Source organism: Acinetobacter sp. G11 (assembly GCF_049808495.1).
Lineage (GTDB): Bacteria > Pseudomonadota > Gammaproteobacteria > Pseudomonadales > Moraxellaceae > Acinetobacter > Acinetobacter kookii.
Window position 1 is genome coordinate 14,075 of the sequence record NZ_JBNCAT010000028.1, and the last position, 24,795, is coordinate 38,869.

Below are 24,795 nucleotides of genomic sequence, written 5' to 3' on the forward strand. Positions count from 1 at the left end.
TTCAGCAAAGATGCTGGTTTCTGCTTGGTTCCATCGAATATAACATTTGTTGCGACCTTATCACAGTCGCGGATGTGTCTTTTTCAGGCAAAGTTAGGGGGGCGAGAGGTTGACTTATATCAAGAAGGTATAAGTCGGTGCTGTTCCAGGTATGTGGTTGCTTCTTTTTCAGGAAGCGGCTTGGAAAAGAGGAAACCTTGAGCAATATCACATTCCAGGTCTTGCAGATACTCTAGCTGCTGCTTGGTTTCAATGCCTTCTGCAACGACCATCATCCCCATGGCCTTGCCCATGGCAATCATGGCGCTGACAATGGCTTCCTGTTTGTTTTGTCCGATTTTGGATACAAAGCTGCGATCTATTTTAAGTATATCAATTGGAAAATCGGCAAGATAAGACAGGGAAGAGTAGCCTGTGCCAAAATCATCGAGCGAAATGTGAATTTTACGTTTTTTAATTTCATTCAACAGGTTTTTCACCGTAACCGAATTTTCCAGCAAGGATGATTCGGTAATTTCAAGTTCGAGGCTGGAACCGCAAATGTTATAGGTGTGGATGGCATGATCCAGGTCTTCCAGCAACTGACCGCGTTGTAGTTGCTGTGCAACCACATTGACGGATACGCAAATATTGTCAAAACCGATATTGTTCCAGTAGCGGATCTGTTTGGCAGTTTGTTGAATCACAATCCGGCCAATATCCGAAATTAAACTGGTCTGTTCTGCCAGGGGAATAAACAGGTTCGGTGGAATAATTCCCTTGCTTGGATGATTCCAGCGAACCAGTGCTTCAAAACCGTAAATATTTCGATCACTGAAATTAATTTTCGGCTGATAGTAAACAATCAGCTCATTATTATTGATGGCATGGCGCAAATCGCGTTCCAGATAAATGCCTTGCTCAAGTAAAGCGGTATTGTTATTGGAATAAAAACGACAGGTATTGCCGCCCAGGTTTTTTGCTTCAGCCAAGGCCTGCTCAGCGCAATTATTCAGATAATCCAGCTGGCGTCCATTTTCCGGATAGAATGCAACGCCCATGGACAGAGTAATAATGTGGTCCTGACCGAAAATGTTAAACGGTAAGGAGAAAGCCTTGCTGATGTGCTCACAGTGTTGTTGAATCGACGGGTGAATAGGTGAAATTTCATACACAATTGCAAAATCATCGCCATTCAGATGTGCCACAAATAAGGCTTCGGCATTGGTCAGTCGCAGTCTCTGTGCAACTTGGCGTAACAGCTCGTCGCCGCCGCTATTGGTTAAAAATTCATTTAAAGGTCTGAAACGGTCGATATTCAAACGAATCACGGCCAGCTGCTTAATTGAATCCTGTTGACTGACTAAATATTGGTGTAATTGGTAGTTGTAATAAAAACGGTTCGGTAAATCTGTTAAAGGATCGTAATTCTCTAAGTAAGACAAACGTTGTTCTTGCAGTTTGCGTTCAGTTAAATCGGAAACGATCCCGATATAGTGGGTAACACGGTTCTGCTCATCGGTAATGGCATTGATGTGCATCCAGATGGTCTGTTCTTTACCTGAAAGGAATTCTTCATGCAGTTCCCCATCAAACTCACCGATTTTTTCCAGCTGCTGAAGAATCGAGTAGTGGCTGCTTCTTTGTTGCGATTTATGATTCGCCGTAATATCAAATAAATTCTTGCCAATAATATGCTGGTGAGTAAAGCCGGTAAGCTGTTCATAGAAAGGATTGACATCGATGTAGCATAGCTGATCATCAAGAATAAAAATGCCTTCAGCCGCTTGCTGAAGTACGCTGGCAGCTAATTTTAAGCGTTCCTGATCGGTACGTTCCTGATGAATGTCACGACGGATACCCACCATCCGTAACGGCTTTTTATTGACCGGATCACGCGCAATGACCCGGCCAATATCATGTACCCATTTCCACTTGCCGTTGCTGTTCTGAATTCGATAGCTTGCTTCATAAAGGGGGGACTGACCCCGTAAATGCTGTTTCATTGCATGCTTGAACTGTTCAATATCATCCAGGTGAATAATATTTTGCAGCTGATAATGATGCAGTTTAGAGGGCTTCAGGATCTTTTGCTGTTTCGAGTCTGTCACCAGAATTTCACGATCTTTGATATTCCAGTCCCAGGGGCGAAGTCCGGCAATTTCATGCGCCAAGACCAGATTCTGTTGCTGATTTTCCAGATCGGCATTCATTTTGGCAATATCAGTGGTCCGTTCTTTAACTTTTTGTTCCAGCAGCTGATTGTTTAATTGTAATTGCAGTTCTATATCTTTTGATTTATTAATTTCAGCTTGCAATTGTTTGCATAATTCATCCGTCCATAACACTTGTTGTTTGGCATTTTCAACTAAACGGTTGTTTTTCGAATAAAGTGCAGAAATACGCTGATGAATACGCGAGGTGATATTGGCGCATAATAAAATGACAATCAGTGCAAAATTAATGGTTAGATGGAATAAAGGATCCGATGTTTCTGTGTTGATAAATTGTGAGGTTAGATAAGGAAAAATAGCAGGTATAAAGGCCAGACAAAAATAGGTTAAGCGCTGGGTTAAAAAGGTCAGTGCAAATGCCTGGCTCACAATCAGTAATAGTGCTGACAAAATTAAAGCATGAACATGACTAAAAGCAGGGTTGTATAGAGGTAGATAGTAATAAACCAGGCCCATGCCAGAAGCAATACAACTCCCAATCACTAAGTTTTGAACCTGTAGCCAGCGATGTGCATGAGCTAAGGCAAATTGGTCGGGTTTAAAATAAACACTGTTAATCAGCAAACACAGGCAACACAAAAGTTCAGTGCCTATAAACCAAAGATTGAAATAGAAAGAAGGTTTTGCAAAATAAAATTGGTAAATGCCATAAACATATGCCGATACAATCAAAATACTGACAATAAAGAAGCGGCTAAGTCGAACCGTATTGTTAATTTGTGAAGCACTCACATGCTGTTTAATATACTCGTCTTGAATATCTGACATATAAGCAAAAACCTTATTATTGTTTTGCGATAAATTACTTTATAAATATTGGTTGGGTTTAAAAACCTAAATTGTATTTCAAATATACATTTGTAACTTCAAATCAAGATTAATAATGTTATTAAAAAAAATCAATCAAATCTGGGGCTATTCATCCAAATTCTGATGAACTATACAGTTAAGTTATAATTTAAAATAGATAAAGCAACGATCGGAGCCGTTTCTGTGCGTAACACGCGATTGCCGATACACCAGTTTATAAATCCTGCATTGTTGGATAATTGTATTTCAGCTTCGCTTAGACCACCTTCAGGTCCAATTAATAGCACAATGTCTTGCGTCGCATTTTCTAGCACATTCACTTGATCTTTATTGGGAGCAAGGACCAGTTTTGTGGTCGGGAGCTCACTGGCTAACCAGTCCTGTAAAGATACAGGCGCTAACACTTCAGGAACCTTGTTCATGCCGCATTGTTCACAAGCAGCGATGGCGATGCCTTGCCAGTGATCGATTTTCTTTTGGTCGCGATCATATTTAAGGCGCATTTCGCAGCGTTCAGAAGTCAGTAGCTGGATTTTGGATACTCCAAGCTCAGTGGCTTTTTGAATGGCATAATCCATCCGGTCGCCTTTGCTCATCACCTGTCCAAGCAGGGTACTAAAAGCTGGAGTACGGTCATCCGGATTGAAGGAATCGACAGAAACACGGGCTGATTTTTTTGCGACTTCAATAAGCGTAACTTCATATTCACCACCCTGTCCATTGAACAAGGTGGCTTTCTCACCGGCTTGTGCACGTAATACTTTGACCCAATGATGAAAAACCGTTTCGGTTAATTCAACATGCATATCCACTGCCAAATCAGCTTCAATATAAAAACGCGGCATTTAAGTATTACTCACAAATCAGTTATAAAGTTAAGCTAGGCCAAGATCGGTCACGAGTTGACGTGTCGGATCTGTGGTATTCATGGTGTAGAAGTGCAAGCTCGGTGCGCCACCTGCAAGCAGGCGTTCACACAATTTCACTACGACTTCATGACCAAAGGCCTTGATGCTTGCCGTGTCATCGCCATAAGTGGCCAATTGCTTGCGAATCCAGCGTGGAATTTCCGCGCCGGTACCATCTGCGAAGCGAATCAGGTTGCTGGCATTGGTAATTGGCATAATGCCCGGCGCTACCGGGATATTCACGCCTTGTTTTTGAATGCGATCTACAAAGTAGAAGTAGGCATCCGGGTTAAAGAAGAACTGGGTTAAAGCGGCATTGGCACCAGCATTGGCTTTTTCAATAAAGTGTTGAATGTCTTTATCAAAGTTTTCTGCCTGTGGGTGCATTTCAGGATAAGCCGCCACTTCGATATGGAAATGATCGCCTGAATGTTCACGGATAAAACGAACTAGGTCCTGTGCATAAGGCAATTCACCCAAACCCACCTGACCTGAAGGCAAGTCACCACGCAGTGCCACAATACGATTAATACCTTGCGATTTGTACAAATCCAGCAATTCTGCAATACGCTCTTTGCTATCACCAATACATGAAAGGTGAGGGGCGACAGGCGTACCTTTACCATTGAAATCAGCCAGAGTGGATAATGTACGTTCGCGTGTAGAACCGCCTGCACCATAGGTCACAGAGAAAAACTCTGGATTAAGCAGTTGAAGTTCTTGATGAACCATTTTAAGTTTTTCCGCACCAGCATCAGTTTTGGTCGGGAAGAACTCAAAGGAAATCGGAATCTGTTTAGACATGTTTAAATCCTTTTTATAAATACTTATTTATATTTTTCACCTCTCCTAAGTCCTCTCCTGAAAGGAGAGGACTTACCCTCAATAACATTCATTTTGTAACGAATATTCCCTCTCTTGCGCTGAACTTCAAAGCAATGCTTGAAGCACGCTCAGGAGAGGGTTAGGGAGAGGGATGAATTAATTAGTATTTATAAGTCTCAGATTTAAATGGACCTTCAACTTGCACACCTAAGTAATCTGCCTGTTCCTGAGTCAATTGAGTCAAGACACCGCCGAAACCGGCAACCATTGCAGCAGCAACTTCTTCGTCCAGTTTTTTAGGAAGCAGTTCTACACGAATCGCAGCCTGTTTCTGGTCTTCAGGAAGATCAGCAAATTTTTCGGCGAACAAATGCATTTGAGCCAATACCTGGTTGGCAAATGAACCGTCCATTACACGTGATGGATGACCTGTTGCATTACCCAAGTTCACCAAACGGCCTTCAGAAAGAAGGATCAGGTAATCGTTTTCATTTTCTGTACGATATACTTGGTGAACTTGAGGTTTAACTTCAACCCATTTGTAGCCACGTAAGTAGTTGGTATCAATTTCAGTATCGAAGTGACCGATGTTACATACCACAGCACCTGCTTTTAATGTATCTAACATTGCAGAATCACATACGTGATAATTACCTGTAGTTGTTACGATCAGGTCAGTATTTTGAAGAAGGTCCAGGTTGATGTCTTCTTTTTTGCCAGTTTGCACGCCATTTTTATATGGAGATACAACTTCGTAACCGTCCATACATGCTTGCATCGCACAGATCGGATCGATTTCAGTAACACGTACGATCATGCCTTCCTGACGAAGAGACTGAGCCGAACCTTTACCTACGTCACCATAACCAATCACCAGTGCACGACGGCCAGACATCAACATGTCAGTACCGCGTTTGATTGCATCGTTTAGAGAATGGCGGCAACCGTATTTGTTGTCGTTTTTAGATTTAGTCACTGAGTCGTTTACGTTGATTGCAGGAACTTTTAAAGTGCCGTCACGTAACATTTCATAAAGACGTTGCACACCTGTGGTGGTTTCTTCAGTTACACCGTGGATTTTAGCAATCAGTTCAGGATATTTTTCATGAACAAGAGCAGTCAAGTCACCCCCATCATCCAGAATCATGTTGGCATCCCAAGGTTTGCCATTGACATTGATTTGCTGTTCAAGACACCACATGTATTCTTCTTCAGTTTCACCTTTCCAGGCAAAAACAGGAATACCGCGCGCAGCAATTGCAGCAGCAGCGTGGTCTTGTGTAGAGAAGATGTTGCAAGAAGTCCAGCGAACTTCAGCGCCCAATTCAACTAATGTTTCAATTAAAACAGCAGTTTGAATGGTCATATGGATACAGCCGAGAATTTTCGCGCCTGCAAGTGGTTTTGCTGCTGAGTAGCGTTTACGTAAGCCGATCAGCGCTGGCATTTCTGCTTCAGCAAGCTTGATTTCTTTACGGCCGTAGTCAGCTAGGGAAATATCGGCAACTTTATAATCTGTAAATGAAGCATTAACCGCGTTCATCACGATCTCCTTATAAAAACAAAAATTGATCATTCAGTTCGCGGATGCCGTTGTTGGTCTGTCTAGAAAAAGATAGACCGATCGTCGAGCCTGGCGCTTTTACATTTGGTACCTGTAAAACGTCGCAGCATCCCTCGACTAGCGAAGTATTGTACTTGGAAATTGATTTTGTTCCAATCTGAAATTGATTATTATCAGCACAATCATATTTTTGAGTTTTTATTATGGCTTTAGAAATGCCTGAAGAATTAGCCCGTCTGGAAGCAAATGGCGGAATTTTTGCGGTATGGATGCTGCTGCAACATTTAGGGATAGATGCCGATATTCAGCAGCTGGTAGAGGTCTGTAGATATGATGCACAAAATGGCACGACCACCATCGGCTTGGCTGTCGCTCTGAAAAAGTTTGGTTTTCATGTACAGTTTTATACCGATCCTGACGCTGATCTTCAGGAGAGTGAAAAACTCAGTTACCAGGAAGCTGAACAGCTGAATTTACCCATTCTTCCTGCGTTAAATTATCAGCAAATCCAGCAAGCCTTTGAGCAAAATAAATTTGTGATCGTTTATTACGATACTTTGGAAGGTGTGGGTAATCACTCCCTTGTTTATGACGTCAATGAAGATGAAATCTGTTTCTTTGACAGTTTTGATGCGATGCCTGCGGCTATATTTGAACAACAACGAAAAGCAGAAGGGATTTGCCAACAAGTGATTGTGGTCGATATCAATGATGATATCGGGCGTTAATATTTAAAAAATGTATAAAACAAAAGCCCATAAAATAATGGGCTTTTCCAGCTTCAATTTATTTTTCAGCTGCTTGTGCTTTTTCAGTCCAGTAATCCGCTTTTTCTTCATCTATTTCTATGCCTAGACCATTTTCATAGATAAAAGCCAAATCACGCATGGCTTGAACTTCACCCCATTCCGCAGCCTGTTTGACCAAAGACACAGATTTGACCACATCTTTTTCAATGACATCACCACGACGGAAATAACCCGCCAATTCTAAGGTCGCAGCAGGGTGCTTTTGCATATTGGCTTTACTTAGCCAGTAATAGCCAAGTTCAAAATGGGCTTTGGATTCTTCCGGGTCTTCTTCAGCCAGGTCTTTGGCATAAACCGTATAACCTTCACCCAGCCAGTACATCGCTTCAATATTGCCATTTTCTGCGGCTTTTAGCGCCCATTCCTCGGCAAGAATAATGTCATCATCATGCTCGCTTTGCATATACAGTTCAGCCAGTTCAAATTGCGCTTTTGCATTTCCTGTAATGGCTAAATTCATCAGCGAGGCAGGTGGGGAAATTCGGTTAGACATACCTATATCCAAAAACTTTTGCTATAGCCTAAAAGGAATGAAATAAAAAAGCCAATCCGAAGATTGGCTTTTACAGTATCGCGACTAAAAACATCCCCTCATGTCAGTGCATTTAGCACAGAGGGTGTTCACCAATACTTAGCTTTCTTGCTGAATGCCGGCAACTAACCAGTCCTGATTAGAACCGGCTGGTTTTACAAAGTGCCAGATTTCAGTAAACGGTTGTGGCAAGCTGTTTAAGTCTTCGCTTACTGTACCCGTGAAACGTACGCTCACAATGTACTGACCATTTTCAGTAGCAGAATCGACCACCATGGCATTCAGGTTAGAGAACTCGGCAACGTCCTGGTCTTGGTTCGCCATAATGTCGTTATACATGGACTGATACAGGTCCGGCGTTAAATAACGCTGAATTTCAGCAATATTGCTTGCTGTATTCATAGACTGAATATGGTTAAAGCGCTGACGGGCTACGCGCAGGAAAGCAGCAGGTTCAGTACCGTCTGGCAGCTGGTTGCCGCTTTGTGTTGAAGCAGCACCAAAAGGCGCTTGAGTTGCTGCACCTGCAGAACCACCTACAGACTGACCAAAAATGTTGGTGCTGTCATTTGAAGTACGTGGTGCTGCAGTTTGCTGACCAAACGGCGCTGTGTTACCCGCATTGTTTGGTGCATAAGGGTTATTGGCTAATTTTTTTTTTGCTCCGAATTTACGGAACAAGAAAAAAGCGACTACTGCTGCCAGAAGAATCCAGATCCAGCCAGGAATGCCGCCTTTTTCTTCCTCTTGCTGCGTTTGTGCTTCACTTGCAGCTTTATCATCTGCTAAGGCATTTGCCGCTACCGCACCAACTGCAGCACCAGCAACACCAGCAGCAACCATTTTACCTACACCTGAACCCGATTTTTGTTGGGTAGGGGCAACAGGTTGTTGAACAGGAGTAGCTTGACGCGGTTGTTGGTAAGACTGGGTTGGGGCAGCAGAACGGCTCATGCCATGGCTTTTACCGCCACCTGCACGTTTTGCTTCGGCCATTGGTGCAACCACCATAGCTGCCATTAAAATACCGGCCATCAAACCACGCTGTCGAACTTCCATCGATTTTTCCTAAATAAAAAAGTAAATTAGATCTTTATAGTTATGCAGTCATTTGCACCGAATTTCAATATCAAATTGGTGATTTTTTTACATAACCTTTCATATGTTTAAGCTTAAGCCAACTCTTCACTCAAGTTCATCGCCTCCGTCAAGGCCTCATGCAAACGTGCTACTGAAATGATCTGTACATTCGGAATCGGTTTTTGTGGCGCATTGCCACGCGGTAAAATAATGTATTTAAAACCATGCTTAATGGCTTCTTTTAAGCGTTCCTGACCATTTGGCACCGGACGGATTTCGCCCGATAAGCCTACTTCACCAAATACTGCCAGTTGTTGTGGCAGAGCTTTACCTCGTAAGCTGGATGCACAAGCCAGTAAAACGGCCAAATCCGAACCGGTTTCGGTAATCTTTAAACCGCCAACAACGTTGACATAAACATCCTGCCCCGAGGTTTGCACCCCGCCGTGACGGTGCATGACAGCCAGCAGCATGTTCAGGCGGTTCTGTTCCAGACCAAGCGCCACACGACGTGGTTGTCCATGCGCATCATCCACCAGCGCCTGTACTTCAACCAACAGGGGACGGGTGCCTTCGCGGCTGATCATCACAATTGAACCGGGAATGGCTTCATCATAACGGCTCAAGAAGATGGCGGACGGATTAGCCACTTCACGCAAGCCTTTATCGGTCATGCCAAACACCCCCAGTTCATTGACTGCGCCGAAACGGTTTTTTACCGCGCGAATCATCCGGTAACGCGAGTCGGATTGTCCTTCAAAATACAGGACACAGTCGACCATGTGTTCCAGTACACGGGGTCCCGCCAGTGCGCCTTCTTTGGTCACATGACCCACAATGAACAGCGCCGTGCCACTATTTTTGGCAAAACGGGTCAGTAAAGCTGCCGATTCACGAATTTGCGAAACGCCACCCGGTGCTGACTGCAAGGTTTCGGTATACAGGGTTTGAATCGAATCCAGAATGGCCACCGCAGGGCGTTCTTGTGCAAGCACTTCGCAGATGCGTTCCACACAGGTTTCCGCCATGACTTTAAGATGTTCAGTTGGCAACTCCAGGCGATGGGCACGCAAAGCGACTTGCGACAGCGACTCCTCACCGGTCACATAGAGAGCAGAACTCTGGGCAGCTGCCATATGCGTTGCAGTTTGTAAGAGGATGGTGGATTTGCCAATTCCGGGATCACCCCCAATCAGAACCACTGAACCGGTGACCAGACCACCGCCTAAAACACGGTCAAATTCACCTATTCCTGTCGCCAGACGTGTTTCATGTGAAACAGAAACTTTATTCAAGGTGGTAATCGTTGCTGCCTGGCCTGCATAGCCGCCGCCCATTTTGGGCTGTGCCCGGTGACTCATTGCAGGTTCTAGACGTACTTCAGTCAGACTATTCCATTCTCCGCAATCTGAACATTGTCCCGCCCATTTCGGATGGTCAGTTCCACATTGTTCGCAACGGTAAACAGTTTTGACTTTGCTCATTTGAGTGGTATCTATATAAATCAGAAGATGGATGAAGAATGTAGCAATAGCTGTATGGAAATACAATTTTTTGAATATAATCTCGCCAAACTTTATCTTGGCACGTAAACTGCTAAATTGAAGGGAAATGCAAAAAAAGGGATACAAAATGGACCGAAAGTGGATGAAAAATCGACAAAAACACAGTCAAGCTTGAAAAATATTTAACAAACGCTCAAAAAACTTTATTTATTTATTTTAATTTGAGCTACTTTTATCACACGAAATTAAGAGACGAAAATAACAATGTCAAATGAGAATCATCGTTCATCGACTGAAGGTGGTGAACTGCAGCGGAGTTTGTCGAATCGGCATTTGCAGCTTATTGCGATTGGCGGGGCAATTGGTACAGGTTTGTTCATGGGTTCGGGTAAAACCATCAGCCTGGCCGGACCATCCATTCTGATCATTTATATGATTATCGGTTTTATGGTTTTTCTGGTCATGCGTGCGCTTGGCGAATTGCTACTGTCTAACCTGAAATACAAGTCTTTTATTGATTTTTCCACAGACCTGATCGGTCCCTGGGCGGGCTATTTTGTCGGCTGGACCTATTGGCTGTGCTGGATCACCATTGGTATTGCTGACTTGTCGGCCATTATTTATTACCTGCAATTCTTTAACGGAGGGCTGCCGTTTACGCCTGGCGAAGGGGTCATGATCAGTATTGCCGCCATTGTCTTTATTATGGGGCTGAATCTGGTTACCGTTAAATTGTTTGGTGAATTAGAGTTCTGGTTTGCTTTAATCAAGATTATTGCCATTGTGGTGCTGATTGCTGTGGGTCTGTGGATGATCTTTACCGGATTCACTTCTACCACAGGTCAAGTCGCGTCCTTTACTCATCTCTGGTCACATGGCGGTTTATTCCCGACAGGCGTGACTGGCTTCCTGGCAGGTTTCCAGATTGCCATCTTTGCCTTCGTTGGTGTGGAACTGGTCGGTACGACTGCGGCAGAAACCAAAGATCCTGAACGCAACTTGCCTAAAGCGGTCAACTCGATTCCGATTCGTATCATCATTTTCTATGTGCTGGCACTGGTCATTGTCATGTCCGTTACGCCATGGAACAAGATCGATCCAAACATCAGTCCATTCGTCAACCTGTTTAGCCAGGCCGGTATTGCTGCTGCAGCAATTATCATGAACCTGGTGGTGTTGTCTTCAGTCATGTCTTCCATGAACAGCGGGGTGTTCTCGACCAGCCGTATGCTGTTTGGTCTGTCACGTGAAGAACAGGGTCCTAAAGCCTTCGGTCATTTGAATAAACGTGCTGTGCCTGCCAATGCGCTGTATTTCTCTGCGGTGTGTTTGTTACTCGGTGCAGCACTTCAGTACTTTGTACCGAATACGGTTGAAGCGTTTACCCTGGCAACCACACTTTCAACCATCCTGTTTATCTGTGTCTGGTTGATGATTATCTGGAGCTATATCGTGTATTACAAAACACGTCCAGAACTGCATGCAAAATCGACCTTTAAATTACCGGGTGGTTTGTTGACCTGCTGGGTGGTGATTATCTTCTTTATTGGCATGATTTATGTGCTGTCTTTAGAAGCAGACACCATGAAAGCGCTGATGGTTAGCCCGATCTGGTTCATTATCCTGATTATTGGCTACTTTGGTTTCTACAAACCGAAACATAAATAATCCGGCTAAAAAATGAAAACGCCAGTTTGAAACTGGCGTTTTTTTTTATCTCACTATAATCTCTAGCGTTTAGTGCTTTGGTCATGTCCCATGATCAGGTTATACTTCTTCGAAAATATGAAATAGGTGGTCAGATGCGTCTTGTCATTTGCTGCATCAGTGTATTGGCGACAGGTTTTGCTTTAGTCGGTTGTGGTCAGTCCGGAGCTTTGCAGCTGCCGAGTGATCCGAATTACGACAAACGTGCAAAATATTTGTTATATCCCAATGTAGATTCAAACCAGCAATCCTCAAACAAGCAAGAAGCCGCTCCAGTAGCACCAGAGCTTCCTGCTTCATCTGCTGCAACGAATTAATTTTCAATATCTAAACGCGTCATCGAAAGGATACATTCATGAGTTTTACCCGCATCAATGGGGTTTTGCATGCCGAGCAATGTTCTCTACAACAGCTTGCGCAGCAATTTGGCACGCCACTTTATGTTTATTCAAAAGCAACTTTTGAAAAGCATTATTTAGATATGGATCGTGCTTTTAGCTTTATCGACCATCAAATTTGTTTTGCGGTAAAGTCTAACTCTAACCTTGCGGTGTTGAATGTACTGGCCAAGCGTGGCGCGGGCTTTGATATTGTCACCGGCGGTGAGCTTGCCCGTGTGCTGAAAGCCGGTGGTGATGCTTCTAAAATCGTGTTCTCGGGCTTGGGCAAATCTGAAGCAGATATCCAAAAAGCGCTAGAAGTGGGTATTGCCTGTTTCAATGTCGAATCTTATGCCGAGCTGGACCGCATTCAGAAAGTGGCGGCAAGCTTAGGTAAAAAAGCCCCGATTTCCTTGCGTGTAAACCCGGATGTCGATGCCAAAACTCATCCCTACATTTCAACCGGTTTAAAAGAAAACAAATTCGGTATTCCTTCCGATGCCGTATTTGAAACCTATCAATATGCAGCGTCATTGCCAAACCTGGACGTTGTAGGAATTGACTGCCACATCGGTTCGCAGCTGACTGAAACCCAGCCTTTTGTGGATGCACTGGATCGTGTCATTGTGATGATCGACAAGTTAAAAGAGATGGGCATCAATCTGAAACACATCGACATTGGTGGCGGTTTGGGCGTGACCTATAAAGATGAAACGCCTCCATCTGTAGAAGAATATGCCAATGCCTTGCGTCCAGGTTTAGAAAAACTCGGTCTAAAAGTGTATATGGAACCGGGCCGCAGTATCTCTGCCAATGCCGGCGTGTTGCTGACCAAAGTCGATTTGCTCAAACCGACCAATCACCGTAACTTTGCGATTATTGATGCGGCGATGAATGACCTGATTCGCCCTGCTTTATACGAAGCCTGGATGGATATTCAGGAAGTGACTCCGCGTACTGACGTGGAAGCGAAAGAGTGGGATGTGGTGGGTGCAATTTGCGAAACCGGCGATTTCCTGGGTAAAGAGCGCAAGCTGGCACTCAAGGAAAATGATGTACTGGCCGTATTGGGTGCGGGTGCTTACGGTTTCGTGATGAGCTCGAACTACAACAGCCGTGGTCGTGCTGCTGAAGTGATGGTTGATGGTGATCAGGCACATTTGATTCGTGAGCGTGAGAGCATTGAATCTTTGTGGGAACGTGAACGCTTTTTGCCATAATGGAGATATCTGAGATGTTTTTAGAATTTACCAAAATGCATGGTCTGGGCAATGACTTCATGGTAGTTGACCTGATCAGCCAGCGTGCCTACCTGGATACTGTCACCATTCAGCGTTTGGCAGACCGCCACTTTGGCATCGGTTTCGACCAGTTGCTGATTGTTGAGCCGCCAGATTTACCTAATGTCGATTTTAAATACCGCATTTTCAATGCCGACGGTTCGGAAGTGGAGCAATGCGGTAATGGGGTGCGCTGTTTTGCCCGCTTTGTGCATGAACGTCAGCTCACCACCAAAACTAAAATCAAGGTGCAGACCAAAGCTGGTATTGTAGAGCCTGAGCTGGGTGTGAATGGCTGGGTTCGTGTGAACATGGGTTATCCTAAATTCTTGCCCAATGAAATTCCATTTTTGGCAGATGAACCGGAAAACTTGTATGACATTGAGCTGGCCAACAATGAAAAGCTGACTATTGATGTCGTGAATATGGGCAATCCGCATGCAGTGACCATTGTTCCCGATGTGATTACCGCAGATGTCGCACGTATTGGACCACAAGTAGAATCACATGTGCGTTTCCCGCAACGTGTCAATGCCGGTTTTATGCAAATTATTGATGAAAAACATGCCCGTCTGCGTGTATTTGAACGTGGTGTAGGTGAAACTTTAGCCTGTGGTACAGGTGCCTGTGCCGCTGCGGTTTCCGGTATGCGCCGTGGTCTGTTGGCTAATAATGTTGAAATCGAACTGGCCGGTGGTAAGTTACAAATTGAATGGAAAGAAGGCGATGTGGTGTGGATGACCGGTCCAACAGCAAACGTCTATCAAGGTCGTATCGATTTGAGTTATTACCAAGGTTGAAATTAGAGCCCTGATTCGTCGGGGCTTTTTTATACCCTTAATAAATGAAATGATGGTTATTCAATATAATGAGAATACAACATGGAAAATAACGAAAGGAAATTAGAACATCTTCTTGTCAAAGCGAGTTCGGAGCTAAGTCAACGTCCGGAATTTTTAGAAAAATTATTGAACGCTGAGATTTATTGTATTGGATTTAGTGACAAGACCAGTCCACAGGGAAGTTCAGATGTACTTCCTGAAGGGAGCCAAGTGAGTTTGATACATTTTCAGAATGAAAAGGGTGAAACATATCTGCCTTTTTTCTTATCTTTAGAGAGTTTGCAAAAAGCGATTCAAGATGAACAATCATATTTACGTCTGCCTGCTAGAGGTTTCTTTGAACTGACTTTAGGGGCTAATTTAGTGTTAAACCCATACAGTGAATATGGGAAAGAGTTTTTCCCTCAGGAAGTGGAAGCTCTTTTACAAGGTGGGTATGGTTCGCTATTGGAAAGTTACGAGTATCAAGAGCAGAGGGAAGTATTGCTCGGTCAACCTGCAGAATACCCTCATGAAATGATTGATCAGCTACGAGTTTTACTTAAAACCAAACCTGAAGTCAAAATGGCATATCTTGCACAGATGCATGATCCAAAGCGTGATCAGGAACCTACATTGTTGATTGGTTTTGAAACAGATCAGACTATAAGTGATGAATCCTTTCAACGTTTAAAAAATCAGATTGGACACGTAGCGTATGAAAGCTTAGTGAGAAAAAGATTGATTGATCTTATACATTTAGATGACGTACACGCTACTAGCGGATTAGAGCATTACTTGCGTCAGGAAACAGCTCCGTTCTATGTACGGAAAAAACAGAAGGAAAAAGGATTTTTTGCTAGACTATTTTCATAATTCAACCCATCATCTTGCAAACACACAGTTTTGAATCTTTATTTGCAAGCCTTTAAGCCGGAGCAGCATCATGACCGTTGATCAAAGTCAGTTACTTGCAATGTGGCTCAAAGAACGTGAAATTCAAAATCAGTCTAAACATACTTTGCAGGCTTATGAACGTGATGTTTCCGATTTTTTAAACTTTTGTGAAGCTAAAAAACTGGATCTGTCCAATATCGAAACCACTGATTTACGCGAATATTTAGCCTATAAAGTGGAACAGCAAGGCTTAAGTTCCAGTAGCTTACAGCGTATGCTCTCGTCCATTCGCCAGTTTATGAAATGGGCCGAGCAGGGACAGTATCTGGCATTTAATCCGGCGGATGATTTTCAATTAAAACGTATTCCCAGACCGCTTCCGGGGATGGTTGACATTGAAACCGTGAACCAGATTCTGGATCAGCCCGCCCCTGAAAAACCCATTGAACAGCAAATGTGGCTACGGGATAAAGCCATTTTAGAACTGCTGTATTCCAGTGGCTTGCGTTTGGCAGAAGTGCAAGGTTTACGGATTAAAGATATCGATTTTAACCGTCAGCTGTTACGTATTACCGGTAAAGGCAATAAAACCCGGGTGGTACCTTTTGGCAGCAAGGCTCGAGATGCAGTGATGAAATGGCTGCAAGTCTATCCATTATGGTACGGTGATTTTGTCCCGGATGCCCATGTGTTTATTACCCAGAAGGGCAGCCCACTAGGAGCGCGGCAAATTGAAAACCGGGTGAAACTGCAAGCCCTGCGTGCCGGGGTAAATGTCGATTTGCACCCACATTTATTGCGGCATTGCTTTGCCAGTCATATGTTATCCAACAGTCGGGATTTGCGTGCAGTACAGGAAATGCTGGGACATAGCAATTTGACCACCACGCAAATTTATACCCATGTCGATTTCGATCATTTGGCTCAGGTGTATGATCAGGCGCATCCGCGAGCGCAGGTTAAAAAGTCGTAACTTAAAAAGTCGTAACAATGTTAAAATTTGAACCAAGCTGGCTTGGACTTTGCATAATTTTTTAGTGGCAGTCCAAGGAGTTCATTAAAGTTAAATGAGCATATGCAAAAATATCAGTCCATAAAGATGACATTTTGAACTATTGTCGGATAATAAAAAGTCAATTTATAAGGTATAAGAATCACCTCTAACCATACAGTGAATTGCGTGAATCATATATAGTGATGGAATGATTTATGTTTGCACTGCTGGTGGGTTAAATATTGGAAAGGAAAATGACAGGCGAATCAATGATTGCGGGAATTTTAGAGAAGTATGATCAGTTAACGGCTGCGCAAAAAGAAATTTTTGCAGGTTATGGACTTCGTCAAGTGAAACATTTTGTAGAAATTAGTTTGCCGAACATCGAACCGGTTTTACCTGCAGGTGCGCATGTACAAGGGATCAATTCAGAAGGTAAGGTACAGGCGATTAATGATGTGACTCACCAGACCTATCTATGGATTTCAGACCTGCAATGGCAAGAACGTCCCATTGCCACATCAAATGTAGATTTAAAAGAAGACTTTTTAGCAGTCTGGGAAATATTTAATCTTCAAGCTTACGATTTGATTGATTTAAGCCACATCCATCGTGACTTTTTGCAAAGCCAGCCTGTATAAGCAGCCTTTAAATTTGCAGACTTGATCAAGGGCTACCTGATTTCATGCGATATCATGAATGTAGCCCTAAAGTTTTATAAGATGATCAAGCGCAAAGCGAAGCAAGTTCTTGCTGCTCCACTTCAATTTTCTATCTAAGCAATAACAGATTTATGTGCACGGCAATTTTCAGCATACTGAAAAATGATGAGCGTGCCTAAAGATCATCAAGCGGTAACTGGAAACTCTGCTTAATAATCTGACTGGGTAAATCGGTTTTTACACTGGTGATGCCGTTTTTCTTGGTGAGATGTGCCGACTGAAATTTACGGTAACTTTCCAGATCGGGCACGACCACTTTCAGCATGGCATCGCATTCTCCCAAAATAATATAACACTCCATAACCTGAGGAAGCTCCTTCATGGCTTCAATGAAGGTATCAATGGTTTCGGCGTCCTGTCCGGTTAACCAGATTCGTGAAAACAGAATCAGCTGCAAGCCAATTTTTTGCGGATCGACCACAGTGGTGTAACTCTGAATCACGCCTGCTTCTTCCAGTAATTTTACCCGCCGTAAACAGGAAGAAGGAGACAGTCCGATTTCTCGGGCCAGATCGTTATTTTGCATACGGCCATTATTTTGCAAGGCTTGAATGATATTTTTATCAATTCGATCCAGCTTTACTGAAACAGACTTGGAAGATAGTTTCATAAATTAGAATATAATTCGAAAAATAATCATAATTATAGAATATTTGAAATCCTATTTTGTACTATTTATTCGATACTAATTTTCACTTTCAAGGCATGGAAAGGGAAAAGGAAATGTCTGTATTTGCACTGTTCGCTTTAACGGTTATCCCGCTTATTTTCACCCCTGGGCCAGATATGCTGTTTATCCTGTCACAAGTGATGGGTAAAGATGCAAAAGCAGGCATGCTGGCCACTGTAGGGATTTGCCTGGGCTATTTAGTCCATTCTGTGTTGGTGGCTTTGGGTATTGCAGCCATTATTGTCTCGTTCCCGGTGTTATTTGAAAGCATTCGCTGGCTCGGGATCGCTTATCTCTTATTTCTGGCTTTTAGCCTGATCAAGTCGGTGTTCAGTCAAAATAAAATCACGATCGAGAAAAAATTGTCGTCCAGTCCGATCAAAAAAGGTTTTTTTACTGCACTCTTGAATCCCAAAGGCATGCTGATCTATTTTGCAATTTTACCGCAGTTTATTGATAAGACCGGGAACACGGTGAACCAGGGTTTAATCCTGTCCTTGATCTTTATTGGACTCATCTTTGTAGTGTATGGCAGTTTGAGCATAGTTTTTGCCAAAGTGACCCAAAAAGCCGATATTGATGAGCGTAAGCAGAAATGGATTGATGGTGCTTCAGGCGGCTTGCTCATGCTGGCGGCAACCTGGCTGATCATGAATTGATAAATGTCAGGGAAGCATGCTGTCATGGCATGCTTCCCTGTAGGACAGGGTATTTATCTTTAAAAAGTAATTTGTTACATCTTTAACTTAAAAAAGCGCTCAATTTTAGGGCAAACGGGCTGAAAAAATTTGGGTAAGCTGTCTTAAATGACAAGGCATTAATTTGGCTATTTTGTCAGCCATGTACGCCAGACCCGCCAGAAACTCATCGAAAATATGTATTAAATCAGAACTTTTGATGAAGTTAATCAGATAAAAAAATACTAAAAATCAATACTTAAAAAATAAATAAATATTCAGGAATTTCATCTTAATAAAAGTATTGGAAAAAAATATGAACGCCAAGTTCAAGGAAAATGATGCATTTTTACAGCTGTTTCGATAATTGTGACTTGACCGAAATGCCGTACACATTGCAAGATAGGGCACCTAAAAAAATTTAAGTGAAGAGTTATTATAACTTTTCTCAACATTTACATTTGCTAAAACAGCCGAGGATTACATGAAGGCTCTTGTTGCTGTAAAACGTGTGGTTGATGCCAACGTTAAAGTTCGCGTTAAACCGGACAACAGTGGTGTTGACTTAACAAACGTTAAAATGTCAATTAACCCATTTTGTGAAATCGCAGTGGAAGAAGCGGTTCGTTTAAAAGAAAAAGGAACTGTTTCAGAAATCGTTGTTGTTTCTATTGGTCCTAAAGAAGCGCAAGAACAAATCCGTTCTGCAATGGCACTTGGCGCTGACCGCGGTATCCTGGTTGAAGCTGACGACAGCCAGCTCGGTGCTTTGGAAGTGGCTAAAATCCTGAAAGGTGTTGTTGATGCTGAACAGCCACAACTCATCCTTCTAGGTAAGCAAGCCATTGATGACGACTCTAACCAGGTGGGTCAGATGCTTGGCGCTTTACTTGGTGCAGGTCAAGGTACATTCGCATCAGAAGTGAAAGTTGAAGGCGACAAAGTACAAGTGACTCGTGAAATTGACGGTGGTTTACAAACTGTTGAGCTTGCACTTCCAGCAATTATTACGACTGACTTGCGTTTGAACGAGCCACGTTATGCGGCTCTTCCAAACATCATGAAAGCGCGTAAAAAACCGCTTGATACCAAATCTCCAGCAGATTTCGGTGTTACTGCGACAACTAAACTGAAAACAGTTAAAGTTGAAGCTCCTGCTGAACGTAAAGCGGGCGTACAAGTGAAGTCTGTAGACGAGCTTGTAGAAAAATTGAAAAATGAAGCGAAAGTGATCTAATACAGAAGGATAAAAATCATGAGTATTTTAGTTATCGCTGAGCACGACAACAAAGCATTAAACGCTGCTACTTTAAACGTTGTTGCTGCGGCGCAAAAAATCGGTGGTGATATCACTGTATTGGTAGCTGGCTCGAACGCGCAAGCCGTTGCTGACCAGGCAGCTAAAGTTGCGGGTGTAAGTAAAGTATTGCTTGCAGACGACGCTGCTTATGCAAACCAGTTGGCTGAAAATGTGGCTAAACTTGTTGCTGAATTGGGCAAAGGCTATAGCCATATCCTTGCTGCTTCTACCACAACAGGTAAAAACATTCTGCCACGTGCAGCTGCGCTTTTAGATGTCAGCATGATCACTGACATTATCGCTGTTGAAGGTCCTAAAACCTTTAAACGTCCAATCTATGCAGGTAACGCAATTGCCACTGTAGAATCTGGCGAAGCAGTTGTTGTTGCAACTGTTCGTGGTACTGCATTTGATGCTGTAGCAAGCGATGGTGGTTCTGCTAGCGTTGAAGCTGCTGCGTCTACTGGCGATGCAGGTATCTCTAAATTCGTTTCAGAAGAAATTGTGAAATCTGAACGCCCAGAATTAACCGCTGCACGCATTGTGGTTTCTGGTGGTCGTGGTGTGGGTTCTGGTGAAAACTATCACAAGATCCTGGATCCATTGGCGGACAAGCTTGGCGCTGCTCAAGGTGCTTCACGTGCTGCGGTTGACGCTGGTTTCGTTCCAAACGACATGCAGGTTGGTCAAACGGGTAAAATCGTTGCGCCTGAGCTATACATCGCTGTCGGTATTTCTGGTGCCATCCAGCATTTGGCGGGTATGAAAGAGTCTAAAGTGATCGTTGCGATCAACAAAGATGAAGAAGCGCCAATTAACGCAGTAGCTGACTACTGGTTAGTTGGTGACTTGAACACTGTAGTTCCAGAATTGGTTTCTAAAATCTAATTCTCGAAATCAGTTTCAAAAAACGCTCTTGTGCAAGCAGTGAAAGCAATGCTTTTCTGCTCAGCTCGGGGGCGTTTTTTTATGGCTGGATTTCTTCATTTATTCATTTTTATGGCTTGAAGAGTCAAGCGATGGCGTAAATGTGCCCGAAGCTGATGAGCGTCTGTATGCGCTTAAAAAGGGTAATGTAGGGTGCTTGTATTTGCATAGCTGGGATATAAATGAGATTTGATTGATTTCTATCTTTTTTAAAGTGAAAAGTGCATTTTAACTGAATAAGCTGCATAAACATAGAACGCTAAATTTTTCGATTCGACCTCGAATAAAATGAACGAATTCACATAAAATTCCGACAAATGAAAGTGCTGAAAAAATAAACGATAAATTATAGAAAATTAACAAGATTAAGATAAGAGATATGGCACAAAAACAGCAGAATTTATGCTATAATTTATGGCTGTATTTAGACTTTAACTCAGCTTATTTTGGGTTAATTTTTTGCTAGATTGATTATATAAAACGAACAGTCTGAATGGCTGTTTGTAATAAGGAGTATGCATGAGCGTATCGGAAATCCGACCGATTGCCATTGAGGATGAACTCAAAAGCTCGTATCTCGACTATGCCATGAGTGTTATTGTTTCTCGTGCATTACCTGACGTGAGAGACGGTTTAAAGCCTGTTCATCGTCGTGTGCTTTTCGCTATGCACGAATTGGGCAACGACTACAATAAAGCATACAAAAAGTCAGCCCGTGTCGTCGGTGACGTGATCGGTAAATATCACCCGCATGGTGACTCAGCTGTTTATGAAACCATTGTTCGTATGGCGCAAGACTTTAGCCTGCGTTATCAATTGGTGGATGGTCAGGGTAACTTCGGTTCAGTCGATGGCGATAGCGCAGCAGCAATGCGTTATACCGAAGTACGTATGCGTAAGCTCACCCATGAACTTCTGGCTGATCTGGAAAAAGACACTGTCGAGTGGGAAGACAACTACGACGGTTCTGAACGTATTCCAGAAGTGATGCCGACACGTGTTCCCAACTTGCTGATTAACGGTGTGACCGGTATTGCGGTTGGTATGGCGACCAATATGGCGCCACACAACATGACCGAAGTCATCAATGCATGTTTGGCTTATGCGGAAAACCCGAATATTTCCATTGAAGGCTTGATGGAGCACATCTCTGGTCCGGATTTCCCTACAGGCGGTATCATTTACGGTAAATCGGGTATTGTCGATGCTTACCGTACCGGTAAAGGCCGTCTTCACATCCGTGGTAAATACCATATTGAAGAAGACCAGAAATCTGGCCGTAGCACCATCGTGTTTACTGAAATTCCTTATCAGGTCAACAAGGCAAAAACCATTGAGCGTATTGCCGAGTTAGTCAAAGAGAAAAAACTGGAAGGTATTTCTGAACTTCGTGACGAGTCAGACAAAGAAGGCATGCGTATTGCCATTGACCTGAAGCGTGGTGAAAATGCTGAAGTGATTGTCAACAACCTGTTCCTGAATACCCAGTTAGAGAATTCATTCAGCATCAATATGGTCTGCCTGGACAATGGCCAGCCGAAGTTGATGAATCTGAAAGACATCATTGCGGCGTTTATCCGTCACCGTCAGGAAGTGGTAACTCGCCGTACCATGTTCGAACTGCGCAAAGCGCGTGAACGTGGCCATATTTTGGAAGGCTTGACCGTTGCACTCGCAAACATCGATGCGATTATTGAAACCATCAAGACCTCTGCCAACCCGGGCGAAGCGCGTGAACGTTTACAGGCGGGCGAGTGGGCTGCGGGTGGTGTGGTTGCTTTACTGGAAAAAGCAGGTTCGGTTTCTGTACGTCCTGACGAGATTGAAGGTGAAGATCCAAGCCGTCCATTCGGTTTGGATGGCAATGTTTACCGTTTATCTCCGGCACAGGTCGGTGCAATCCTTGAATTGCGTTTACACCGCTTAACCGGTCTGGAACAAGACAAGCTGCATGCAGAATACAGCGAAATTTTGGGTCAAATTGCTGAATTAACGGCAATCCTGAACGATTTCAACCTGTTGATGGGCGTGATTAAAGAAGAGTTGGCGCTAATTCTGCAACAGTATGGCGATGCACGTCGTACCGCGATTGTTGAATCACGTATTGATTTCTCTCGCGAAGATCTGATTCCAGAAGAACAGGTGGTATTGACCGTTTCTAAAACCGGTTATGCGAAAACCCAGCCGCTTTCTGATTACGCTGCACAGCGTCGTGGTGGTCGTGGCAAGTCTGCAACTTCAATGAAAGAAGATGATTATATCCAGCATCTGATTGTGACCTCGAACCACGCAACCGTGCTTTGCTTCACCGATGTTGGTAAAGTCTATCGTCTGAAAGTGTTTGAAGTGCCGCAAGCTTCGCGTGGTGCCAAAGGTCGCCCAATGGTGAACCTGTTGCCGCTTGAAGCCAATGAAACCATTACCGCCATTCTTCCGGTGATTGATGCGCCGAAGAAATTCAAAGAACGTCTGGCAGATTTCAAGGCATTTGTAAAAGCCAATGCTGCAAAACTGCAAGAAAATGAAATCATCAATGCCCACTATGCTGAACTTCAAGCAGCACTTGCTGAACTTGAAGAGGGTGCTGATGACTTGTCTGATGCATTACGTATTCAATTGAAGCAATTGGGCATTGAGCTTTCAGCAAGCGATCTGGATGATGAAATCATTGCCGACTTTGCGCAGCAAGCCGAAGCGGTACGTAAAAACTTCTATGTGTTTATGGCGACCGAGTACGGCACGATCAAGCGTGTAGAACTTGAACAGTTCAGTAATGTCCGTTCAAACGGTTTGCGTGCCATTGAACTGAATGGCGATGACACTTTGATTGGCGTTGCGATTACCGATGGCGAACAGCAAATCATGTTGTTCTCGAATGAAGGTAAAGCAATCCGTTTTGCTGAAACCGATGTACGTTCAATGGGACGTTCAGCCAAGGGTGTACGCGGTATGCGCGTGACCATTGGTGCAGCGCAAGTTGAAGATGCCGAAGATGCCGATATCGATTCAGATGACGAAGATGCTTCAGATTCAGCATTAATCAGCCGTATCGTTTCATTGGTGGTTGTTCCTGAAACGGGTGAAGTGCTGTGTGCATCTGAAAACGGTTACGGTAAACGTACCCCGGTAGATGACTTCCCGACCAAGAAACGTGGCGGTAAGGGTGTGATTGCGATCAAGACCTCTGAACGTAACGGTCAGTTGGTGGGTGCGGTTGCAATTGATGCTTCTAAAGAACTGATGCTGATTTCTGATGGCGGTACTTTGGTCCGTACCCGTGCTTCTGAAGTGGCTCAAACCGGTCGTAACGCACAAGGCGTACGTCTGATCCGTTTAGGTAATGACGAGTTGCTTGTTGGTGTGGTTTCGGTTGAAGCAGTGGAAGAAGATGAGTTTATTGAAGCAGTGGAAGGCGAAGAAGTCGTTGCCTCTGAGGCCTTGATTGATTCTGAAACTTTGGTGGATGATGAAACCATTGCCGATGAAGCCGATACTGAATCTGATTTAAGAGATGCTGATGACTAAGTTTTGACATCAAAGAGAAGGGCGCTTAGGCGCTCTTTTTTTATGCTTATGATTTGTTAGCAGGATGTTTTCCTTACCACTAATAATTATTACTTAGAATAAGAATGTTTGGATTTTTAAAAAATTAATTTCTGAATAGGTGATTTTAATGGTTTTAGGAGACGATGATTCATTATTCTTAAAAACAAGAATAAAAGCCAATAGCTAGGATTTACATAAGCTATTTGATTCAATGAGTCAAAATTAGATTAATTGATATTCTTAAAGGTAAGTCGCAGGATTAAAAGACTTCTTTCATTATTGGAGTCATGAGTGTGGCATGGATGCCACACGTTTCCCATCATGACAAGGATGTCATGTATGGGAAACAAAAGGTTTTTGTCTACTTTTGACCTTTCAAAAGTAGAGGTAATGCCTAGGCAAAGGCATAAAAATTGAATCAATCAAATGAGGCAATGCTGATTTTTAAAAGAGCCTATAAATAATTCTTTGACTTATGCAAGTTATCTAAAGAATTAGATTTAATAGATATTTAAGAAATAAAAAAGGAAGCCGAAGCCACTGCTGTCCCACAAATATCACAAGAAGAACCTCAATTGAGGTTCTTCTTGTTTTCGCCATTTTTTATCAGGCACAAAGAGTGACCTTA

The 24,795-nt window shown here is 43.3% G+C and carries 20 protein-coding genes; 12 read left to right on the forward strand and 8 right to left on the reverse strand.

Features of this window, described 5'->3' with window-relative positions; all coding sequences use genetic code 11:
- Window positions 1-119 precede the first annotated feature (119 nt).
- The 4 genes from ACPUEY_RS10745 to ahcY form a co-directional block, all read right to left on the reverse strand.
- Window positions 120-2,981, reverse strand: a complete 2,862-nt coding sequence (locus tag ACPUEY_RS10745; protein ID WP_425122075.1) for a bifunctional diguanylate cyclase/phosphodiesterase — start codon at window positions 2,979-2,981, stop codon at window positions 120-122.
- Window positions 2,982-3,151: 170 nt separating this feature from the next.
- Window positions 3,152-3,868, reverse strand: coding sequence for a 16S rRNA (uracil(1498)-N(3))-methyltransferase (locus ACPUEY_RS10750; protein WP_425122076.1), 717 nt, complete (start codon window positions 3,866-3,868; stop codon window positions 3,152-3,154).
- A 30-nt stretch (window positions 3,869-3,898) separates the two neighbouring features.
- Window positions 3,899-4,735 carry a methylenetetrahydrofolate reductase [NAD(P)H] gene (gene metF, locus ACPUEY_RS10755; RefSeq protein ID WP_425122078.1) on the reverse strand — a complete coding sequence of 279 codons (837 nt, stop codon included), beginning with the start codon at window positions 4,733-4,735 and terminating at the stop codon, window positions 3,899-3,901.
- Window positions 4,736-4,916: 181 nt separating this feature from the next.
- On the reverse strand, window positions 4,917-6,299 hold the full coding sequence (ahcY, locus tag ACPUEY_RS10760) for an adenosylhomocysteinase (RefSeq protein ID WP_092818678.1): 1,383 nt from the start codon (window positions 6,297-6,299) through the stop codon (window positions 4,917-4,919).
- A 224-nt stretch (window positions 6,300-6,523) separates the two neighbouring features.
- On the opposite strand from ahcY, the gene ACPUEY_RS10765 reads away from it, so the two are divergent.
- Window positions 6,524-7,048, forward strand: a complete 525-nt coding sequence (locus tag ACPUEY_RS10765) for a cysteine peptidase family C39 domain-containing protein (RefSeq protein ID WP_425122081.1) — start codon at window positions 6,524-6,526, stop codon at window positions 7,046-7,048.
- Between the two features lie 58 nt (window positions 7,049-7,106).
- Here ACPUEY_RS10765 and ACPUEY_RS10770 read toward each other — a convergent pair whose 3' ends face one another.
- From ACPUEY_RS10770 to radA, 3 genes are all read right to left on the reverse strand, one after another.
- Entirely contained in the window at window positions 7,107-7,622 is a 516-nt protein-coding gene (locus ACPUEY_RS10770) for a tetratricopeptide repeat protein (protein WP_425122083.1), read from the reverse strand.
- Between the two features lie 138 nt (window positions 7,623-7,760).
- Window positions 7,761-8,720 (reverse strand): Tim44 domain-containing protein, encoded by a 960-nt coding sequence (locus ACPUEY_RS10775; protein WP_425122085.1) that lies wholly within the window; start codon window positions 8,718-8,720, stop codon window positions 7,761-7,763.
- A 113-nt stretch (window positions 8,721-8,833) separates the two neighbouring features.
- Entirely contained in the window at window positions 8,834-10,225 is a 1,392-nt protein-coding gene (gene radA / locus ACPUEY_RS10780; RefSeq protein ID WP_425122086.1) for a DNA repair protein RadA, read from the reverse strand.
- Between the two features lie 285 nt (window positions 10,226-10,510).
- Here radA and ACPUEY_RS10785 point away from each other — a divergent pair, with 285 nt between their 5' ends.
- The 7 genes from ACPUEY_RS10785 to ACPUEY_RS10815 all read left to right on the forward strand — a co-directional run bounded on the left by ACPUEY_RS10785 (window position 10,511) and on the right by ACPUEY_RS10815 (window position 16,966).
- The gene (locus ACPUEY_RS10785) at window positions 10,511-11,914 is read left to right on the forward strand and encodes an amino acid permease (RefSeq protein ID WP_131273447.1); all 1,404 of its coding nucleotides are present in this window, start codon (window positions 10,511-10,513) and stop codon (window positions 11,912-11,914) included.
- A 134-nt stretch (window positions 11,915-12,048) separates the two neighbouring features.
- The gene (lptM, locus tag ACPUEY_RS10790; protein ID WP_425122087.1) at window positions 12,049-12,270 is read left to right on the forward strand and encodes an LPS translocon maturation chaperone LptM; all 222 of its coding nucleotides are present in this window, start codon (window positions 12,049-12,051) and stop codon (window positions 12,268-12,270) included.
- Between the two features lie 38 nt (window positions 12,271-12,308).
- Entirely contained in the window at window positions 12,309-13,553 is a 1,245-nt protein-coding gene (gene lysA, locus ACPUEY_RS10795; protein ID WP_425122088.1) for a diaminopimelate decarboxylase, read from the forward strand.
- A gap of 14 nt (window positions 13,554-13,567) precedes the next feature.
- Window positions 13,568-14,413 carry a diaminopimelate epimerase gene (gene dapF / locus ACPUEY_RS10800; protein ID WP_425122089.1) on the forward strand — a complete coding sequence of 282 codons (846 nt, stop codon included), beginning with the start codon at window positions 13,568-13,570 and terminating at the stop codon, window positions 14,411-14,413.
- An 81-nt stretch (window positions 14,414-14,494) separates the two neighbouring features.
- Window positions 14,495-15,310, forward strand: a complete 816-nt coding sequence (locus ACPUEY_RS10805; RefSeq protein ID WP_425122090.1) for an enhanced serine sensitivity protein SseB C-terminal domain-containing protein — start codon at window positions 14,495-14,497, stop codon at window positions 15,308-15,310.
- 100 nt (window positions 15,311-15,410) lie between these two features.
- On the forward strand, window positions 15,411-16,304 hold the full coding sequence (gene xerA / locus ACPUEY_RS10810) for a site-specific tyrosine recombinase/integron integrase (protein ID WP_425122094.1): 894 nt from the start codon (window positions 15,411-15,413) through the stop codon (window positions 16,302-16,304).
- A gap of 275 nt (window positions 16,305-16,579) precedes the next feature.
- The gene (locus ACPUEY_RS10815; RefSeq protein ID WP_228143239.1) at window positions 16,580-16,966 is read left to right on the forward strand and encodes a hypothetical protein; all 387 of its coding nucleotides are present in this window, start codon (window positions 16,580-16,582) and stop codon (window positions 16,964-16,966) included.
- Between the two features lie 196 nt (window positions 16,967-17,162).
- Here ACPUEY_RS10815 and ACPUEY_RS10820 read toward each other — a convergent pair whose 3' ends face one another.
- Window positions 17,163-17,657, reverse strand: coding sequence for an Lrp/AsnC family transcriptional regulator (locus ACPUEY_RS10820; RefSeq protein WP_425122091.1), 495 nt, complete (start codon window positions 17,655-17,657; stop codon window positions 17,163-17,165).
- 113 nt (window positions 17,658-17,770) lie between these two features.
- Between ACPUEY_RS10820 and ACPUEY_RS10825 the strand changes: the two genes are divergently transcribed.
- The 4 genes from ACPUEY_RS10825 (at window position 17,771) to gyrA (ending at window position 24,146) form a co-directional block, all read left to right on the forward strand.
- Window positions 17,771-18,376, forward strand: coding sequence for a LysE family translocator (locus ACPUEY_RS10825; protein ID WP_131273441.1), 606 nt, complete (start codon window positions 17,771-17,773; stop codon window positions 18,374-18,376).
- A 502-nt stretch (window positions 18,377-18,878) separates the two neighbouring features.
- On the forward strand, window positions 18,879-19,631 hold the full coding sequence (locus ACPUEY_RS10830; RefSeq protein ID WP_425122092.1) for an electron transfer flavoprotein subunit beta/FixA family protein: 753 nt from the start codon (window positions 18,879-18,881) through the stop codon (window positions 19,629-19,631).
- A gap of 18 nt (window positions 19,632-19,649) precedes the next feature.
- Complete coding sequence (locus ACPUEY_RS10835; protein ID WP_131273440.1) at window positions 19,650-20,582, forward strand: electron transfer flavoprotein subunit alpha/FixB family protein; 933 nt, start codon at window positions 19,650-19,652, stop codon at window positions 20,580-20,582.
- A 558-nt stretch (window positions 20,583-21,140) separates the two neighbouring features.
- The gene (gyrA, locus tag ACPUEY_RS10840) at window positions 21,141-24,146 is read left to right on the forward strand and encodes a DNA gyrase subunit A (RefSeq protein WP_425122093.1); all 3,006 of its coding nucleotides are present in this window, start codon (window positions 21,141-21,143) and stop codon (window positions 24,144-24,146) included.
- Window positions 24,147-24,795 lie beyond the last annotated feature (649 nt).

Bases quoted from the DNA above. Each gene is read 5' to 3' on its own strand.
- ACPUEY_RS10745 (WP_425122075.1), bottom strand. From the start codon at position 2,981: ATGTCAGATATTCAAGACGAGTATATTAAACAGCATGTGAGTGCTTCA.
- ACPUEY_RS10750 (WP_425122076.1), bottom strand. From the start codon at position 3,868: ATGCCGCGTTTTTATATTGAAGCTGATTTGGCAGTGGATATGCATGTT.
- metF (WP_425122078.1), bottom strand. From the start codon at position 4,735: ATGTCTAAACAGATTCCGATTTCCTTTGAGTTCTTCCCGACCAAAACT.
- ahcY (WP_092818678.1), bottom strand. From the start codon at position 6,299: ATGAACGCGGTTAATGCTTCATTTACAGATTATAAAGTTGCCGATATT.
- ACPUEY_RS10765 (WP_425122081.1), top strand. From the start codon at position 6,524: ATGGCTTTAGAAATGCCTGAAGAATTAGCCCGTCTGGAAGCAAATGGC.
- ACPUEY_RS10770 (WP_425122083.1), bottom strand. From the start codon at position 7,622: ATGTCTAACCGAATTTCCCCACCTGCCTCGCTGATGAATTTAGCCATT.
- ACPUEY_RS10775 (WP_425122085.1), bottom strand. From the start codon at position 8,720: ATGGAAGTTCGACAGCGTGGTTTGATGGCCGGTATTTTAATGGCAGCT.
- radA (WP_425122086.1), bottom strand. From the start codon at position 10,225: ATGAGCAAAGTCAAAACTGTTTACCGTTGCGAACAATGTGGAACTGAC.
- ACPUEY_RS10785 (WP_131273447.1), top strand. From the start codon at position 10,511: ATGTCAAATGAGAATCATCGTTCATCGACTGAAGGTGGTGAACTGCAG.
- lptM (WP_425122087.1), top strand. From the start codon at position 12,049: ATGCGTCTTGTCATTTGCTGCATCAGTGTATTGGCGACAGGTTTTGCT.
- lysA (WP_425122088.1), top strand. From the start codon at position 12,309: ATGAGTTTTACCCGCATCAATGGGGTTTTGCATGCCGAGCAATGTTCT.
- dapF (WP_425122089.1), top strand. From the start codon at position 13,568: ATGTTTTTAGAATTTACCAAAATGCATGGTCTGGGCAATGACTTCATG.
- ACPUEY_RS10805 (WP_425122090.1), top strand. From the start codon at position 14,495: ATGGAAAATAACGAAAGGAAATTAGAACATCTTCTTGTCAAAGCGAGT.
- xerA (WP_425122094.1), top strand. From the start codon at position 15,411: ATGTGGCTCAAAGAACGTGAAATTCAAAATCAGTCTAAACATACTTTG.
- ACPUEY_RS10815 (WP_228143239.1), top strand. From the start codon at position 16,580: ATGACAGGCGAATCAATGATTGCGGGAATTTTAGAGAAGTATGATCAG.
- ACPUEY_RS10820 (WP_425122091.1), bottom strand. From the start codon at position 17,657: ATGAAACTATCTTCCAAGTCTGTTTCAGTAAAGCTGGATCGAATTGAT.
- ACPUEY_RS10825 (WP_131273441.1), top strand. From the start codon at position 17,771: ATGTCTGTATTTGCACTGTTCGCTTTAACGGTTATCCCGCTTATTTTC.
- ACPUEY_RS10830 (WP_425122092.1), top strand. From the start codon at position 18,879: ATGAAGGCTCTTGTTGCTGTAAAACGTGTGGTTGATGCCAACGTTAAA.
- ACPUEY_RS10835 (WP_131273440.1), top strand. From the start codon at position 19,650: ATGAGTATTTTAGTTATCGCTGAGCACGACAACAAAGCATTAAACGCT.
- gyrA (WP_425122093.1), top strand. From the start codon at position 21,141: ATGAGCGTATCGGAAATCCGACCGATTGCCATTGAGGATGAACTCAAA.